Below are 16,426 nucleotides of genomic sequence, written 5' to 3'. Positions count from 1 at the left end.
GCGCGCCATGCACCTTCTTCCGCGCCTGCTCGTCACCGGCCTGCTGCTCTCGGCGGCAGGTGCGGCGGACGCGCAGACGCCGGCTCCCGCATCGCGCTGGATCACGCTGGGCACGATGGGCGGCCCGGTGCCGGAGCCGGGCCGGTCGCAGCCGGCCAATGCGCTGGTCCTCGGCCGCGACGTCTATCTGGTCGATGTCGGCGACGGGGCGGTGGAGCAACTCGCCAAGGTCAATCTCCAGGCGCTGCAGGTGAAGGCGGTCTTCCTCAGCCACCTGCATTTCGATCATACCGGCGGCCTCGCCGCGCTGATCGGCCTACGCTACCAGACCCACGCGCCCAGCCCGCTCCACGTCTACGGCCCGCCGGGCACCAAGGCGCTCGTCGACGGGCTGGTCGCCTCGATGCAGCCGGCCGCGGCGGCGGGCTATGGCCTGCCCGGCGCGCCGGTGATCGATCCGGCGACGACGGTGGTCGTCACCGAGATGGCGGACGGCACGAAGGAGACGCTTGGCGGCTTCACCGTGCGCGCCGTCAAGAACAGCCATTACAGCTTCGCGCCGGGATCGGCCGAGGACCGCCACTATCAGTCGCTGGCGCTGCGGTTCGACCTGCCGGGCAAATCGATCGTCTATACCGGCGACACCGGGCCGAGCCCGGCCGTCGACGCGCTCGGCCGCGGCGCGGACCTGCTGGTCAGCGAGATGATCGACGTGCCGGCCACCATGGCGGCGATCGCGCGGATCCAGCCGAACATGCCGGCGGCGCAGCGCGATGCAATGGCCGAGCATCTGACCCGCCATCACCTCACCCCCCAGCAGGTCGGCGAAATGGCCAAGGCGATGGGGGTGAAGCAGGTGGTGCTGACCCACCTCGTGATCGCCCGCGCCGATCAGGCGGCGATCGACCGGTCCATCGCCACCATCCACCAATTCTTCCCCGGGCCGGTGACCGCCGCCCAAGATCTGGAACGATTCTAAGCCATGCAGTCTCTCAAGATCCTCGTCATCGGCGGCGGCATCGGCGGGCTCACCGCCGCCATCGCGCTCAGGCACAAGGGCTTCGCCGTCGAGGTGATCGAACGCGATCCTGGCTGGTCGGTCTACGGTGTCGGCATCATCCAGCAGGCCAATGTGCTGCGCGCGATGAAGGCGCTGGGCCTGCTCGACGATTATCTGGGCGCCGGCGTCGGCTTCGACGCCGTCGAGATCTTCCGGCCCGACGGCGTGAAGGTTGCCCGCGTGCCCGCGCCGAGGCTGCTCGACGGCTATCCCGCCAATGTCGGCATCGGCCGCCGCGCGCTGCACAAGGTGCTCGGCGACCGCACGATCGCGGAGGGCGCCGAGGTGCGGCTGTGCATCACCGCGGAAACCATCGTCGACGATGGCGAGCAGGTTGCGGTGACCTTCTCCGACGGCAGCAGCGGCATCTACGACCTCGTGATCGGTGCCGACGGCGTCTATTCGCACACCCGCGAAACGCTGTTCCCGGATGCGGAGCGGCCCGCGTTTACCGGCCAGGCGGTGTGGCGCTACAATTTCCCGCGCTTCGCCGATCTCGATGCGCTGCAGGTGTATAACGGCCCGACCGGCGTCGGCTTCGTGCCGATCAGCGCAGACCTGATGTACATGTACGTCACCACGCCCGAACCGGACAATCCGCGCTACCCGCGCGAGGGACTGGCGGCGACGATGCGCGGCAAGCTCGCCACCTGCGCGCCGGCGATCCAGGCGCTCGCCGGGCAGATCACCGACGATGACGCCGTGGTCTATCGCCCGCTGGAAGGCATGCTGATGGAGGGGCCATGGCATCGCGGCCGGGTCGTGCTGCTCGGCGACGCCGTTCACGCGACCACCCCGCATCTCGGCCAGGGCGCCGGCATGGCGATCGAGGACAGCCTCGTCCTCGCAGAGGAGCTCGCCCGCGCTGACACGGCGGAGGACGCCTTCACCGCCTATCGCGCCCGCCGCTTCGATCGCTGCGCCTATATCGTCCGCCAGAGCCTGGCGATCTGCCACGGCCAGCTCGGCAAGGGTCCGCCGGTCGATAACGCCAAGGCGACCGCCGAAATGTTCGCCGTCACCGCACAACCGATCTGATCCCCAGGAAAGCCTATCATGACCCGAGTCACCGAAATTCGCTATGTCGGCTATGCCGTCACCGACTTCGACGCCGAGAAAAAGTTCTACGAGGACATCTGGGGCCTGGAGCCCGTGCCGAGCAACGACGGCATGGCCTGGTTCAAGGCCCAGGGTCACGACGAACACCATGTCGTCCGCCTCCGCCCGGCCGAGGAAAACCGCATCGACGTGATCGCGCTCGCCGCCGACAGCAGCGCCGATGTCGACGCGATCCGCGCTCGTGCCGAGAGCGCCGGCTGCAAGATCGTCCGCGAGCCTGCCGAACTCAGCACACCCGGCGGCGGCTACGGCTTTCGCTTCTTCTCTCCCGACGGGCTGCTGTTCGAAGTCTCGAGCGACGTCGCGCGCGGCCAGCGCCGCGAGATCGCCCGCTGGGACGGCGTGCCGGTCAAGATCAGCCACATCGTGCTGCACTCGCCCGATCACCAGGCGGCGGTGAAATTCTTCACCGACGTGCTCGGCTTCAAGGTGAGCGACTGGCTGGGCGACTTCATGTGCTTCCTGCGCTGCAATTCGGCGCACCACCGCATTGCGCTGCTGCCGGGGCCCGCCTGCCTCAACCATGTCGCCTATGACATGGAGGGGATCGACGGCATGATGCGCGGCGCGCACCGGCTGAAGCTCAACGGCATCAACATCGGCTGGGGTCCCGGCCGCCATACCGCCGGCAACAACACCTTCAGCTATTTCGTCACGCCCAGCGGCTTCGTCACCGAATACACTTCGGAGCTGGAAGAGGTCGATTTCGACGCGCACCAGCATCAGGTCTACACCCCCGCGCCGCTGATCATGGACCAGTGGGGGATCGGCACCGGCGGTCCGCAGACGATGCCGCTTCCTGCCCCCAATCCAGGGCTGTTCATGGCGGTGGAGGCCTGAGCCGTGGCGCTGTTCGAATATTTCCCCAACTATATCTGGAACCTTTCGGTCGCGATCGCGATGGAGAGCGGCGGCCAGATCGGCGAGCTGGTCGACATGTGCCAGCCGATCAAGGATGCGGCCGCGGCCGGTGCCGATGCCGGCACCCCGCAGTTCATGGAGCAATGGGTCGCGATGGCCGACAAGCTGATCGGCCTCGCCGACGAGGACGAGGCGCGCGGCCGCGCCTTCTCCGCCTCGAACAAGCTGGAGCGCGCCGCGCTCTATCTGTTCACCGGCGAGCGGATGCAGGGCCATGGCCATCCCGGCCGCAAGGAAACCTATGCCAAGGCGCGGGCGACCTTCGATCGCTCCACCGCACTCGGCCAGATCAACCGTGAACGCGTGGAAATCCCGCTGGCGACCGGCACCATGCCGGCGCTTTACACCCGCGCGCCCGGCGACGGCCCGAAGCCGGTGGTGGTCTATTGCAACGGCCTCGATAGCTGCAAGGAGCTGCTCTACTGGTCGCGCCTGCCCGAGGCGCTGGCCCGGCGCGGCATCTCCACGCTCTGCGTCGACCAGCCCGGATCGGGCGAGGCGCTGCGGCTGCAGGGGTTACCGGTCGATCCGCATGCGGAGAACTGGGCGTCGAAGGCCGTCGACTGGCTGGAGCGCCAGGCGGACGTGGATCCCAAGCGGATCGGCATGACCGGCATCTCGCTGGGCGGCCATTTCGCGCCGCGTGCGGTCGCCTATGAGCCGCGCTTCGCCTCGGGCGCCTGTTGGGGCGCCAACCATAATTGGGCCGAGGTGCAGCAGAAGCGGCTCAACCGCGAGGGCGAGAACCCGGTGCCGCATTACTGGGCGCATGTGATGTGGGCGTTCGGCGCCAGCGACATGGACGATTTCTTCGCGCGTTCCGCCGACATGAACCTCAACGGCCATATGGACGGCGTGAAGGTGCCGTTGCTCGTCACCCACGGCGCGCAGGATCGCCAGATCAGCGTCCAGTACGCACATGACTGCTACGACCAGCTGGTCAACAGCCCGAAGCGCGAGCTGAAGATCTTCACCGCGCGCGAAGGCGGGGTCGAGCATGTCGGCGCCGACAACATGTCGTTCGGCCGCGATTATATCGCCGACTGGTTCGGCGAAACGCTGGGCGGACACACCGCATGAGCGCGGCAGCGGGAACGCAGGTCGCGTCCAGCCGGCACGCGATCCTGCTGATCCTCACCGCGATCATGCCCACCATGGGCATCGTCGCGCTGGTGCCGGTGCTGCCGATGCTGCTCCGCGAATTCGCCGCGGTGCCGGGATCGGCGGTGCTGGTGCCCGTGGCGCTGACCATCCCGGCTTTGTGCATCGCCCTGTTCTCGCCGGTGGCGGGGGCGATGTCCGACCGCTTCGGGCGCAAGCCGGTGCTGCTGATCGCGCTGCTGATCTACGGCGTGGTCGGCGCGCTGCCCTTCCTGCTTAAGGACCTGCCGGCGATCATCGCCGCGCGGGCGGTGCTGGGGCTGGCGGAAGCGGCGATCATGACCGTCTCCACCGCAATGCTCGGCGACTATTTCGAAGCCCCCCGGCGCGAGCGCTGGATCTCTGCCCAGATGGCCTCGGTAAGCCTCAGCGCCATCCTGCTGGTGGCGATCGGCGGGGCGCTGGGCGAGGCGCTGGGGTCGCGCGGGCCGTTCCTGCTCTATGTCATCGCTCTGCCGATCGCGATCGCAGTAGTCGCGATGCTGTTCGAGCCGATCCAGCGCGCGCGCCACGCCGCGCCCAAGGTGCGGCTGCCGCTCGGCACCATCCTGCCGGTGCTGCTGATCACCATTGCGGTGGGCGTGCTGTTCTACACCATCATCGTCCAGGTCGGGCCGATCGTCGAGCGCAGCGGCGTCACCTCGCCCGCGCTGATCGGGCTGGCGGCGGCCGGCACCAATCTGGGCGTCGCGATCGGCAGCATCCTGTTCGGCCGGTTCAAGGCGCATGCCGGGCCGCGGCTGCTCGCTACCGGGCTGGCGCTGGTGGCGATCGGCTATGCCGGCGCGGCGCTGGTGCCCGGGTTCGGGCCGATTACCGCCTGCGCGGTGCTCGCCTGTGTCGGCAGCGGCATCCTGCTGCCCAACATGCTCGCCTGGGTGATGCGTCGCCTGCCCGCCGCCGCGCGCGGATCGGGCACCGGCGCCTGGACGGGGGCCTTCTTCCTCGGCCAGTTCGCCGCGCCCCTGATCACCACGCTGCTGATCCCCGTGACCGGCGGCCTTTCGCAGACCCTGCTTCTCTATACCGGGCTCGCGCTGGCCGGGGCGATCGCCGCCCTGTTCGCCGGCAGGCGCGCGCCCGGCCCCCTCCCTGCCTGAAGGAACACCCCATGGAAAAGTCCGTTCGCCGCGTCGTCACCGGCCATGATGCCCAGGGCCGCGCGATCATCCAGGAAGACGGTGTCGTGCCGCGCGTCCAGCGCGTCGGCGGCGATATCGGCCCGCTGTTCCACGAAGTGTGGAACACCCAGGCGACGCCCGCGCCGATCGACGCCGCCTCGGGCGAGCCGCCCGAAACCGGCATCGTCCTCGCACCCCCGAAGAACGGCACGCGCATCCGCGTGCTCGACATTCCGCCCGAGGGCGACGGCATCCGCAACATGACGCCCGAGGAGGCCAAGGCACATTTCGCCGAAGTCGGCGCCGGCGATGCCTCGGCACATGGCGAAGGATCGCGGCATGCACTGATGCACCGCACCGAGACGATCGACTATGGCATCGTGCTCGAAGGCGAGCTGGTGCTGATCATGGACGAAGGCGAGACGACGGTCCGCGCCGGCGACATCGTCATCCAGCGCGGCACCAACCATGGCTGGGCGAATCGTTCGGACAAGAACTGCCGCATCGCCTTCATCCTGATCGACGGCGCGTTCGACGCGAGCCTGAAACGCTGACGATGCACGTGACGATCTCCGGGCGCAGGCGACCAGCTGGCGCTGCCCGGCCGAATGCTGCGCGGACATTCTCGTCCGAGCCATCCTGCAAGAAGGGGCCAAGCATGGCCCCTTCTCCGCGGCGGCGCTCCTGTGCCGCTTCCCGAATGCCGCGATCGCCCATGTCGAGGATTCACCCTCGGCCACGTCTTCGGCAGCTATCCCGCGCCGACCAACGCCCATGCCGATGCGCCAAGCCTTACCGCCAACACGGATGCCGAAGCGCCGATCGATCGGACACTGGCTGGCGACGCCTTTCTCCTAACACCCACGCCTGAAGGATTTCTCGCATGCGCTTCGCCACTCGCGACAACGGCACCCCCGACGGCGAACTTCTGCTCGTCTCGCCCGATATGCGCCGCTGCATGGCCGCCGGGCGGGATTGGCCCAACCTGCTGGCCCTGCTCGAAAATTGGGACGCAGCGCTGCCGGCGGTGCAGGGTATCGCCGCCCGTCTGGCGGCTGGCGAGGGCGCCCCGCTAGACGGCGTCCCGCTGCGCGCGCCGCTGCCGCGCACCTGGCAGTGGCTCGACGGATCGGCGTTTCCCACGCATGGCGAGCTGATGCAGCAGGCGTTCAACCACGCGCCGATCGAAACCGACAAGCCACTGATGTATCAGGGCATGAGCCATCAATTCCTGGCGCCGACCGAGGATGCGCCGTTCCCGGACGAAGCCGACGGCATCGACTTCGAAGGCGAGTTCGGCGTGATTACGGGCGCGGTGCCGATGGGGTGCCCGGCCGAGGAAGCCCTCGCCCATGTGCGGCTGATCGTGCTGATCAACGATTGGTCGCTGCGGACGATCGCACCCCTCGAAATGAAGACCGGGTTTGGCTGGGTGCAGGCGAAGCCGGCATGCAGCGTCGCGCCATTCGCGGTGACGCCCGACATGCTGGAGAACGCCTGGCGCGACGGCCGGGTATGCCTGCCGCTCACCGTTGAGGTGAACGGGGCGTGGTTCGGGAGCCCCAAGGGGGACGCGATGGCCTATGGCTTCCATGAGCTGATCGCCCATGCCGCGCGAACCCGCAGCCTGCCGGCTGGAACAATCATCGGCTCCGGAACGGTTTCCAATGCCGAGCATGCGGAGGTGGGATCGACCTGCATCTCCGAACGTCGCGCGATCGAGAAGATCGCGCATGGCGCGTTTCGCACGCCCTTTCTGCGCGCCGGCGATCGCGTGCGGATGCATGCTGGGGAGCAAGGCGGGCCGTTCGGCGCGATCAATCAGCGAGTGGTGCGGGCGACGTGAGAAGGCCGTTGCGGGAGCACGGGCCAGCTCCGGCCGGCCTCCACCAGGCGGGCGATACGCCCGCTTCCAAGCCCTGGATCATAAGGCGGCGGACCAGCCGGCCAGCGGCACGACCGAGCGGCAGTCGAACGGCGCGCCACCCGGCTGGAAGCCGATGCCGTCATCGCTAGGAGGAAGGCGCACCGTTGCGCCTCGCCTAGCTGCAACGCGTCATCCCCCCATCCTCGAACCAACACGTGACCCTTCCCCCTTCAGAATCCGGCGAACTTTCTCCGTTACCTATGTTGCGCGCACAGCGTCGTCGCGGAGGCACCCCGACACGCGCCGCGGGCTACCGCAGGCGAACAGGGCGGGGATGAAGCCCGCTCATTCTAATCCAGGCTAGGATGTTTTTGCCGGGCAGGGTCTGCGCTGCTGGCGAGCAGCGGCAGCAGCAAGTCGTTGATCCCGCGCAACGCGCGCGACCGCCCGATCCTCTGCAAACCCCACAAGCTGGCGGCACGGGCGGCGAGCATCATCAAAAGTGCACAAGGCCGAGCGCATGGCGGAGGGCCGCGCAGGGTCAATCGTCGCGCAAGCGGATCCAGGTGGGGGCGTGATCGCTGGTCTTTTCCCAGCCGCGTACCCGCCGGTCCACGCCTGCGTCGGTCAGCCGGTCGGCAAGCTGCGGGCTCAGCAGCAGATGGTCGATGCGCAATCCTGCATCGCGTGCGAACGCGTTCCGGAAATAGTCCCAGAAGGTGTAGATGGTCGCGGCGGGATGCAGGCTGCGCTGGGAATCGGTCCAGCCCTGCGCCAGCAGCCGGGCATAGAGCGCCCGCACCTCGGGCGCGAACAGCGCGTCGTCCAGCCAGCGCTCCGGCTTGTAGACGTCGCGCTCGGTCGGCATCACGTTGAAGTCACCGGCGAGCACCACCGGGAGCCCGCTTTCGACCAACGTCGCAGCATGCGCGATCAGGCGCTCGAACCAGGCGAGCTTATAGTCGAACTTCGGACCCGGCCGGGGATTGCCGTTTGGCAAATACAGTCCGCCGACGAGCACGCCGTTCACCGCCGCCTCGAGATAGCGGCTCTGCGACGGGTCGGGATCGTCCGGCAGCCCACGGCGCGTTTCGTGGATCTCGCCCACCCGGCTGAGCAGCGCGACGCCGTTCCAGCTTTTCTGGCCGTGCCACAGCGCATCATAACCGAGGTCGCGGATCGCGGCTTCGGGGAATTTGTCCTGGGGCGCCTTCAACTCCTGCAGGCAGACGATGTCCGGCGCGGCGTCCTCCAGCCAGCGCAGCAGCACCGGCAGGCGACCGTTCACGCCGTTCACATTGTGGGTTGCGATCTTCATCGGCGTTTCGCTCCCGCTACCTTGCCGCCAGCCGGAACGAACACGATCCGAAATCGATCAGAGGGTCGAGAACCCGCGGCGATGGAGGAGGAAGATGCGACCGGTGATCGGAACCGCCGGCTGGGCGATCCCCGCAGCAGACCGACCCTACTTCCCCGCCGAGGGCAGCGCGCTGCAGCGCTATGCGATGCGGCTGACCGGCGTGGAGATCAACTCCTCCTTCTATCGCCCGCATCGGCGAACGACCTGGCAGCGCTGGGCGGAAAGCGTACCGGACGGTTTTGGCTTCGCCGCCAAGATGCCGAAGACGATCAGCCATACGCAGCGGCTCGCAGATGTGGACGCGCTGCTCGATCAGTTTCTTGAGGAGGTCGGCGGCCTGACCGACAAACTGGCGGTGCTGCTCCTCCAGCTGCCGCCGAGCTTCGCGTTCGACGCAGAACTGTTTTCCGCATTCTGCGCCGCACTGTCGACGCGCTCCGCCGTTCCGCTCGCTTGCGAACCCCGTCACGCGAGCTGGTTCACGGCCGAAGCCGACGCGCTCCTTGCCGGTCTGAATGTCGCGCGCGTCGCCGCCGATCCGGCGAGGGTCCCCGAAGCAGCCACACCGGGCGGGTGGCGCGGGCTTTCCTATTGGCGGTTGCACGGCTCCCCCGTGATGTACCGGTCGGCCTATGGCGAGCCGCGGCTGCGGGAGGTGGCAGCGAGTCTCAGCGCCGACAGCGCATCCGATAAGTCGATATGGTGCATCTTCGACAACACGGCCTCCTCCGCCGCGATGGGGGATGCGCTGCTTCTTTCGAGACTGCTTGAAGACGCCGCGTAGCCGCCGCCCTCCACCGGCTGAACCCGGCAGGGCGCCACGCGTTCGGTCTGCGCACCGCCGTCCAAGGGAGCATCATGGCCATGCCCGATCTGTCCCCCATGGAAGCCAAGCTGGTCGCCGCGCTGCCGGAGGAAGCCGGCTGGCAGTTCGAACCCAAATGGGACGGCTTTCGCGCACTGGTGTTCCGTCGCGAGCGCGGGATCGAGATTCTTTCCAAATCGGGAAAGCCGCTCAGCCGCTATTTTCCGGAGATCGTCGCTACCATCGCCGCCGTAGACTGTCCGGACTTCATCCTCGACGGCGAGTTGATACTCCCGGTCGGCGATGTGCTTTCGTTCGACGCACTCCAGGCGCGCCTCCACCCCGCGCCGAGCCGAATCCAGCGTCTGTCGCACGAAACGCCCGCGCAACTGATGCTGTTCGATTGCCTCGGCATCGGTGGTGCGGCGCTTCTCCAGGCGCCGCTACATGAACGCCGCGCTGCGCTGGAAGCCTTTCACCAGGCGCATGGCGGACCGGCCCTCTTGCTGTCGCACCGAACGCAGGATTTGGACATGGCGCAGTCCTGGCTCGCGCAAGGCGGCGGCGCGCTGGACGGGGTCGTCGCCAAGCGGCTCGACGCCCCCTATCGCCCCGGCGAGCGGGCGATGCTGAAGGTGAAGCAACACCGCACCGCCGATTGCGTCGTCGGCGGCTTCCGCCGGACCAAGGAGGGCGACGGCGTCGCATCGCTGTTGCTCGGCCTCTACGACGATGCCGGCCTGCTGCACCATGTCGGCTTCACCTCCGGGATCGCTGGGGCCGAGCGCCCGGCGCTGCTGCAAAAGCTGGAGCCGCTGGTCGAAGCGCCCGGCTTCACCGGCAAGGCGCCGGGCGGGCCTAGCCGGTGGAACAACGGTGTCGAAAGCGAATGGGTGCCGCTCCGGGCGGAATGCGTGCTGGAGGTGCTCTACGACCAGGTCACCGGCGACCGCTTCCGCCATGGCACGAAGCTGCTGCGCTGGCGCCCGGACAAGGCTCCTGCGCAGTGCCGGATGGAGCAGCTGATTCGAGAGGTCCGCCCGGCAGAATTGTCGACGCTGGCGGGTACATCGACGGACGCTGATCAAAACTAATTTGTGTAATTGAAGCAAGCGCCTGGGTTCGCGACCAAGGCGTGGTGAAGTCCGTCGGTCGCGCATGCCTCACCGCTTTGATCGCCTTGTCTGCAGCGGGCTGTAGCGCGGAGAGCCGTACCGCCGGCCCGGACCTGCCCCAGACCGCCCCCACCGGCGCGCAGGATCCGCGCGCGGCAGCCTATGAGCGCAACCTCTATCAGGTCGCGCAGGGCGGGCGTTACTTCACCTGGTATGGCTGCAGCGGCTGCCATGGCGGCAATGCCGAGGGCACGCGCAACCTCGGCGACCGGGCATGGGTGCACGGCGGTGACCTCGACCAGGTCTATGGATTCATCGCCAGCCAGCATCCCGGGACGCCCGCCGGGTACGCCACGCGCATTCCCACTGAGCAACTCTGGCAGATCACCGCCTATGTCCGGAACCTGCCGCGACTGGCGCCGGAGAAGCGTCGCCGCCAGGATGTCGATCAGGTCGGCGAGCCCCAAGGCAGCAACTGGACGGGCCCGGTGCAGTGAGCGGGCTGCAATCGGCACTGGCACCGGCGGGGGAACAGGCGGCGGGTATCCATGGCCTGTTCTGGCTGATGATGGCCGTATGCGGCGCGATGTACCTGCTGGTACTCGCTGGTCTTGCCTGGACGCTGTGGCGCGCGCTTCGCCGGCCCCGCACGTCAGGCGACCCGGCGATAAACCCACCCGATGTGGGGCTCAATCGCGGGCTGCTCGGCTGGGCCGGGCTGATCGTCGTCGGCCTCACCGTGCTGATCACCGCCAGCTTTCTCGTCGAGCGCAACATCGCCGCCGCGCGGGCGCGCAATGCGCTGCAGGTGCGGGTGACTGGCCATCAATGGTGGTGGCGTATCCAGTATCGCGATCCGCGCACCGGCGGCTGGATCGAGACCGCGAACGAACTCCACCTGCCCCTCGGCCGCACCACCCGGGTCGCGCTGGGATCGGCGGACGTGATCCACAGCTTCTGGGTGCCGAACATCGCCCAGAAGCTCGACGTGATCCCCGGGCGCATCAACCTGCTCGACCTCACCCCCACCCGCCCCGGCTGGTTCCGCGGCCAGTGCGCCGAGTTCTGCGGCATCCAGCACGCGCACATGGCGTTCGACGTGAAGGTCGACGCGGCGGAAGATTTCGACCGCTGGCTGGCAGGCCAGGCGAGGGCCTCCGCCACGCCCGCCGATCCCGTCGCCGCGCGAGGGCAGCAGGTGGTGACCGGCGGGCAATGCGCAATGTGCCACGCCATCCGCGGCACCCCCGCAACCGGCCGCGCCGGCCCCGATCTCACCCATTTCGGCAGCCGGCGCTCGGTGGCGGCCGGGACGCTGACGATGAGCCGCGGCGCGATCCAGGGCTGGATCGCCCAGCCCCAGGCGCTCAAGCCCGGCACGATGATGCCGCCGGTTGCGCTCTCGGGCGCCGATGTCGACGCCGCCTCGCGCTACCTGATGGGACTGCAATGACCCAGCCGCTCACCCCCGAACAGACCGAGCGGCTCGCCGTCTCGTGGCGCGACGCGCCGGGGCTGTGGGGTTTCCTCACCACCGTCGACCACAAGCGCATCGCCGCGCGCTACATCCTCACCGTCGTGCTGCTGATGTTCCTGGCGGGCATGCTCGCGCTCGACATGCGGCTGCAGCTCGCCTGGCCGGACATGGGCCGGATGACGCCACAGCTCTACAACGAGAGCTTCTCGCTGCACGGCTCGACGATGCTGTTCCTCGTCTCGGTACCGGTGATGGAAGCGATGGCGATCTGGCTGGTGCCGCTGATGCTCGGCCAGCGCGCGCTCGCCTTCCCCCGGCTCGCGGCGTTCAGCTACTGGCTGTACCTGGGCGGTGTGCTGATGCTGTGGGTGCCGCACGCTTTCGGCATCACCCCCGATCTCGGCTGGTTCGAATATCCGCCGCTCTCCGGCCCCGGCTATGGCCCCGGCAACCGCGTCGACATCTGGGCGCAGATGATCACTTTCACCGAAGTCGCGGCGCTTGCCGCCTCGGTCAACGTCGTCGCCACCGTGCTCAAGATGCGCCCGCCGGGGATGACGCTGGCGCGCATTCCCGTGTTCGTCTGGTCGCAGGCCATCGCAGGGCTGATGACGATCGTCTCGCTGCCCGCGGTGATGCTGGTCACCAGCATGCTGATTGCGGACCGGCTGGTCTCGACACAATTCTTCGCGCCGGCCGCGGGCGGCGACGTGATCCTGTTCCAGCACCTGTTCTGGTGGTTCGGCCATCCAGAGGTCTACATCATTTTCCTGCCCGCCGCCGGCTTCGTCTCGATGATCGTCGAGACCTTCTCGCGCCGCACGCTGTTCGGCCATGTCGCGGTGGTGCTGTCGATGCTCGGCATCGCCGCACTCGCCTTCGGGCTGTGGGTCCACCACATGTTCGCCGTCGGTCTGCCGCGGCTGGGCAACGACTTCTACACCGCGGCGAGCATGGCGGTGGCGCTACCCGCAGGCCTGCAGATCTTCTGCTGGATCGCGACGCTGTGGAGCGGCCGCCCGCGCTTCGACACGCCGCTCCTCTGGGTACTCGGCTTCATCGCGACCTTCGTAATCGGCGGCCTGTCGGGGGTGATGGCGGCCTCCGCCCCGCTCGACCAGCAGATCACCGACACCTATTTCATCGTCGCCCATTTCCACTACGTGCTGATCGGCGGCGCCATTTTCCCGCTGCTCGGCGCCTTCTGCTACTGGTACCCCAAGGCGACCGGGCGGCTGATGTCCGAACGCTGGGGCAAGCGTGCCTTCTGGCTGATCGTCGGCGGGTTCAACCTCGGCTTCTTCCCGATGCACCTGCTCGGGCTGATGGGCATGCCGCGCCGGGTCTACACCTATAGCGAGGGCATGGGCTGGGGCCTGCTCAACCTGATCGCGACGCTGGGCTCGGCGATCGCGGTAGCGGGCGGGCTGGTGTTCGTCGCCAATGCCTGGTGGAGCAGGCGCCACGGCGCGCATGCCGGACCCGATCCCTGGGGCGGATCGACGCTCGAATGGGCGGTCCCCTCCCCGCCCCCGCAGCACAATTTCGATCATCTGCCGGTGGTCGACAGCCTGACGCCGCTCTGGACGCAGAAGGACGAACTGCAGGGGATGACCGGCCTCGCCGTCGAGCGGCGCGAGGTGCTGGTCACCTCGGTAATCGAGGCGACGCCCGAATATCGGCAGAAGAGCCCCAAGCCTTCGATCGCCCCGTTGCTCTCGGCGCTGGCGGTGACGATCCTGTTCATCGGCAGCATCTTCACGCCCTGGGCGCTGGTGTGGGGCGCAGTACCGGTAGCGGCCGCGCTGATCATCTGGTTCTGGCCGCAGCGCGAGCGGGCGAGCACCGGCCCGTTGCGGGTGCGCCGATGAGCGACGCCCGCCGCTGCAAGATCGTCGGCGACGTCTCGGACCTGCCCGAGAGCGCCAGCGGGGCGAAGCATCTCGTCTGGTGGGGCAATATCGGCTTCATGGCGATCGAGGGCACCGCCTTCGCGCTGGCCGCCGGCACCTACCTGTACCTGATGAGCCAGACGCGCGGCTGGCCGCCTGCCGGCACCCGCCCGCCCGATCTGCTCTGGCCGGCGGTTCTCACGCTGGGTCTGTTCCTCAGTGAGATCCCCAATCTCTGGGTGCGCCACTGCGCCGTTACCAAGAACGAGTGGGGCGTACGCTTCGGCACCCTGGGCATGACGATCCTCGGTCTGCTGCTGCTGATTCCGCGCGGGATCGAGTTCGCGCATCTCAACGTGCATTGGACCGACAATGCCTATGGATCGCTGACCTGGATGCTGATCATCCTCCACACCAGCCACCTGATCACCGACATCGGCGACACGGCGGTGCAGGCGGTCTGGCTGTTTACCCATGAGGTGGGCGACGACCAGTTCGCCGATGTGGAGGACAATGCCAATTACTGGACCTTCGTGGTGCTCAGTTGGCTGCCGGTCGGCGCGCTGATCTACCTGGCGCCGAGGCTGGGATGAGCCGTTGGCATCGCATCCGTCCCTGGGCGGCGCTGCTCCTGCCGCCGCTGGCCTGGTATGTCTTCCAGCTGGGCCTGGGAAGCGTGCTGAAGGTTTCGTGCGCGCCCGTCGGCGATGGGCTCGGGCTGGGCTGGGGCCTGGGCAGCCTGGCCGTCTGCGCCGCAGCGATAGCGATCGCCTGGCCCTGCGCCAAACCCGCCGGCGACCAGACGCCGCCGCGCGCCTGGCTTTCGCGCGTCGCGCTGCTGCTGGCCGCAATCTTCGCGCTCGCCATCGCCTTCCAGACGCTTTCCGTGCTGATTGTGCCCACATGCGTCGCCTGAGCGTCGTCGCCCTCTTGCTCCTGCTGCCGAGCGTGGCGCTCGCCCATGCCGGCCACGATCACACCGCACCGCCGGGCTGGACCTGGGATCCGGCGATTATCTTGCCGCTCTTGATCGCAGCAGTCGCGTTCGGTCGCGGATGGCGCCGCCTGCGCGCCCGCTCGACCGGCGGTCGAGCGGGCCTCCAGCGACATGGCATCTGGTTCGCGATCGGGTGGGTGGTGCTCGCCGGCGCGCTCGTCTCTCCCTTGCACGAAGCGGGCGAGCGGAGCTTCACCGCGCACATGATCGAGCATGAGCTGATCATGCTGCTCGCAGCCCCTTTGCTGGTGCTGGCCGAGCCGCTCGCGACGATGCTGTGGGCCTTCCCGCCCGCCGCCCGCCGCACGCTTGGGGCGATAAGCATGGCGGTCTCGCCCGCCTACCGCTGGGCGAGCGGCGCCGTCGTCGCGACGCTCCTGCAGGCGGCGGTGCTGTGGATCTGGCACATGCCGAGCCTGTTCGATATCGCCCTCGCCAACGAAGCCTGGCACGCCGTCCAGCATTGCTGCTTCCTGGGGAGCGCGCTGCTCTTCTGGACTGCGATGCTGGGACGGCGCGGCGCCGGTGCGAGTGCGGCAGCCGATCGTGCGCTGGCCGGGCTGTGCCTGCTCGCCACTTCGATCGTCACCGGCGCACTCGGCGCGCTGATGGCCTTCGCCACCTCGCCCTGGTACGCCGGCTACGCCCGGCTGGCGCCCGCCCCCTTCGGCCTCACCCCGGCCGAGGACCAGCAGGTGGCAGGGCTGATCATGTGGGTGCCCGGTGGCCTCGTCCATCTCGGCGCGGCGCTGCTCCTGTTCCGTACCCTCATCGCTCCACCGAGGACCGCCGATGCCGTCTGAGCTGCGCTTCGTCTACGGAATGACCGTGCTCGCCGCACTGATCGGCGTCGCGTCCGTCGCCGGCGTCTATTACCAAGACATCGCCCAGGCACGCACCCATGCCGAGGCGATGACAGGGGGCAGTGTGCAGGCCGGGAAGGCTGCGATCGGACGGTATAATTGCGGCGCCTGTCACCGAATCTCCGGTATCGGCGCGGCCGCCGGCGTGGCGGGACCTGCGCTGAACGGCATCGCGACCCGCAGCTTCATTGCGGGCATGCGGCCGAACGATCCCGCCAATCTCGAACGCTGGATCCAGCATCCGCAGCAGGTTGTGCCCGGCACCGCCATGCCGGATCAGGGGGTAACGCCGCAGGACGCGCGGGACATCGCCGCCTATTTGTACACGCTGCGGCGCTAGGTCCTACGGGTGAGCGTCGTCCACCGATGCTCGCGCCGCTGGTGCACGCCAGGAGAATGGAGGCGGAGGACCGAGGCGGTGAGTGCGCCGCGCCGCCGGGCGGTCCTGCCTGGGTCGGCAGGAGGACGGCGCGGTTCGCAGGCACCGCGTTTTGTCCACTAACGACAAAAGCCGCAAACCCGGTGGGGTGGCGGCTTTTTGTTGGTTGCGGGGGCAGGATTTGAACCTGCGGCCTTCAGGTTATGAGCCTGACGAGCTACCGGGCTGCTCCACCCCGCGCCAATGCTGGTGCCTCGCAAGGAGGCAGAACGGGGGACATGTGAATGGG

At 68.3% G+C, this 16,426-nt stretch carries 17 protein-coding genes and 1 tRNA gene; 16 read left to right on the top strand and 2 right to left on the bottom strand.

Going from position 1 to position 16,426, the window contains the following annotated elements; translation table 11 throughout:
- The first annotated feature begins 7 nt into the window (after positions 1 to 7).
- The 7 genes from QZ670_RS16105 (at position 8) to QZ670_RS16075 (ending at position 7,228) form a co-directional block, all read left to right on the top strand.
- Positions 8 to 979, top strand: coding sequence for an MBL fold metallo-hydrolase (locus QZ670_RS16105; RefSeq protein WP_294257114.1), 972 nt, complete (start codon positions 8 to 10; stop codon positions 977 to 979).
- Between the two features lie 3 nt (positions 980 to 982).
- Complete coding sequence (locus QZ670_RS16100; protein WP_294257113.1) at positions 983 to 2,098, top strand: FAD-dependent oxidoreductase; 1,116 nt, start codon at positions 983 to 985, stop codon at positions 2,096 to 2,098.
- An 18-nt stretch (positions 2,099 to 2,116) separates the two neighbouring features.
- A complete protein-coding gene (locus QZ670_RS16095) occupies positions 2,117 to 3,019 on the top strand; it encodes a VOC family protein (RefSeq protein WP_294257112.1) in 903 nt (300 codons plus the stop codon).
- A 3-nt stretch (positions 3,020 to 3,022) separates the two neighbouring features.
- Complete coding sequence (locus tag QZ670_RS16090; protein ID WP_294257111.1) at positions 3,023 to 4,180, top strand: alpha/beta fold hydrolase; 1,158 nt, start codon at positions 3,023 to 3,025, stop codon at positions 4,178 to 4,180.
- On the top strand, positions 4,177 to 5,361 hold the full coding sequence (locus tag QZ670_RS16085) for an MFS transporter (protein WP_294257110.1): 1,185 nt from the start codon (positions 4,177 to 4,179) through the stop codon (positions 5,359 to 5,361). Before QZ670_RS16090 ends, QZ670_RS16085 begins: the two co-directional genes overlap by 4 nt.
- Before the next feature lie 11 nt (positions 5,362 to 5,372).
- Positions 5,373 to 5,936, top strand: a complete 564-nt coding sequence (locus tag QZ670_RS16080) for a cupin domain-containing protein (RefSeq protein WP_294257109.1) — start codon at positions 5,373 to 5,375, stop codon at positions 5,934 to 5,936.
- A 329-nt stretch (positions 5,937 to 6,265) separates the two neighbouring features.
- Positions 6,266 to 7,228: a fumarylacetoacetate hydrolase family protein gene (locus QZ670_RS16075; protein ID WP_294257108.1), complete on the top strand. Its 963-nt coding sequence runs from the start codon at positions 6,266 to 6,268 to the stop codon at positions 7,226 to 7,228.
- A 562-nt stretch (positions 7,229 to 7,790) separates the two neighbouring features.
- Here QZ670_RS16075 and xth read toward each other — a convergent pair.
- Entirely contained in the window at positions 7,791 to 8,567 is a 777-nt protein-coding gene (gene xth / locus QZ670_RS16070) for an exodeoxyribonuclease III (protein WP_294257107.1), read from the bottom strand.
- Positions 8,568 to 8,661: 94 nt separating this feature from the next.
- Here xth and QZ670_RS16065 point away from each other — a divergent pair, with 94 nt between their 5' ends.
- The 9 genes from QZ670_RS16065 (at position 8,662) to QZ670_RS16025 (ending at position 16,098) form a co-directional block, all read left to right on the top strand.
- Positions 8,662 to 9,393, top strand: a complete 732-nt coding sequence (locus QZ670_RS16065; protein WP_294257106.1) for a DUF72 domain-containing protein — start codon at positions 8,662 to 8,664, stop codon at positions 9,391 to 9,393.
- A gap of 74 nt (positions 9,394 to 9,467) precedes the next feature.
- The gene (locus QZ670_RS16060) at positions 9,468 to 10,508 is read left to right on the top strand and encodes an ATP-dependent DNA ligase (protein ID WP_294257105.1); all 1,041 of its coding nucleotides are present in this window, start codon (positions 9,468 to 9,470) and stop codon (positions 10,506 to 10,508) included.
- A gap of 44 nt (positions 10,509 to 10,552) precedes the next feature.
- Positions 10,553 to 11,026, top strand: coding sequence for a c-type cytochrome (locus QZ670_RS16055; protein WP_294257104.1), 474 nt, complete (start codon positions 10,553 to 10,555; stop codon positions 11,024 to 11,026).
- Complete coding sequence (gene coxB, locus QZ670_RS16050) at positions 11,023 to 11,982, top strand: cytochrome c oxidase subunit II (RefSeq protein ID WP_294257103.1); 960 nt, start codon at positions 11,023 to 11,025, stop codon at positions 11,980 to 11,982. The genes QZ670_RS16055 and coxB overlap by 4 nt, the downstream gene beginning before the upstream one ends.
- Entirely contained in the window at positions 11,979 to 13,877 is a 1,899-nt protein-coding gene (locus QZ670_RS16045; RefSeq protein ID WP_294257102.1) for a cbb3-type cytochrome c oxidase subunit I, read from the top strand. Before coxB ends, QZ670_RS16045 begins: the two co-directional genes overlap by 4 nt.
- Positions 13,874 to 14,491, top strand: coding sequence for a cytochrome c oxidase subunit 3 (locus QZ670_RS16040; protein WP_294257101.1), 618 nt, complete (start codon positions 13,874 to 13,876; stop codon positions 14,489 to 14,491). The genes QZ670_RS16045 and QZ670_RS16040 overlap by 4 nt, the downstream gene beginning before the upstream one ends.
- Positions 14,488 to 14,814 (top strand): hypothetical protein, encoded by a 327-nt coding sequence (locus QZ670_RS16035; RefSeq protein ID WP_294257100.1) that lies wholly within the window; start codon positions 14,488 to 14,490, stop codon positions 14,812 to 14,814. The genes QZ670_RS16040 and QZ670_RS16035 overlap by 4 nt, the downstream gene beginning before the upstream one ends.
- The gene (locus QZ670_RS16030; RefSeq protein ID WP_294257099.1) at positions 14,802 to 15,698 is read left to right on the top strand and encodes a cytochrome c oxidase assembly protein; all 897 of its coding nucleotides are present in this window, start codon (positions 14,802 to 14,804) and stop codon (positions 15,696 to 15,698) included. The genes QZ670_RS16035 and QZ670_RS16030 overlap by 13 nt, the downstream gene beginning before the upstream one ends.
- A complete protein-coding gene (locus QZ670_RS16025; RefSeq protein WP_294257098.1) occupies positions 15,688 to 16,098 on the top strand; it encodes a c-type cytochrome in 411 nt (136 codons plus the stop codon). Before QZ670_RS16030 ends, QZ670_RS16025 begins: the two co-directional genes overlap by 11 nt.
- A 202-nt stretch (positions 16,099 to 16,300) precedes the next feature.
- Here QZ670_RS16025 and QZ670_RS16020 read toward each other — a convergent pair.
- Positions 16,301 to 16,377 (bottom strand) — tRNA-Met (locus tag QZ670_RS16020).
- Positions 16,378 to 16,426: the final 49 nt, after the last annotated feature.

Source organism: uncultured Sphingomonas sp., from assembly GCF_913774285.1.
GTDB lineage: Bacteria > Pseudomonadota > Alphaproteobacteria > Sphingomonadales > Sphingomonadaceae > Sphingomonas.
This window is presented reverse-complemented; position numbering and strand designations above follow the sequence as displayed.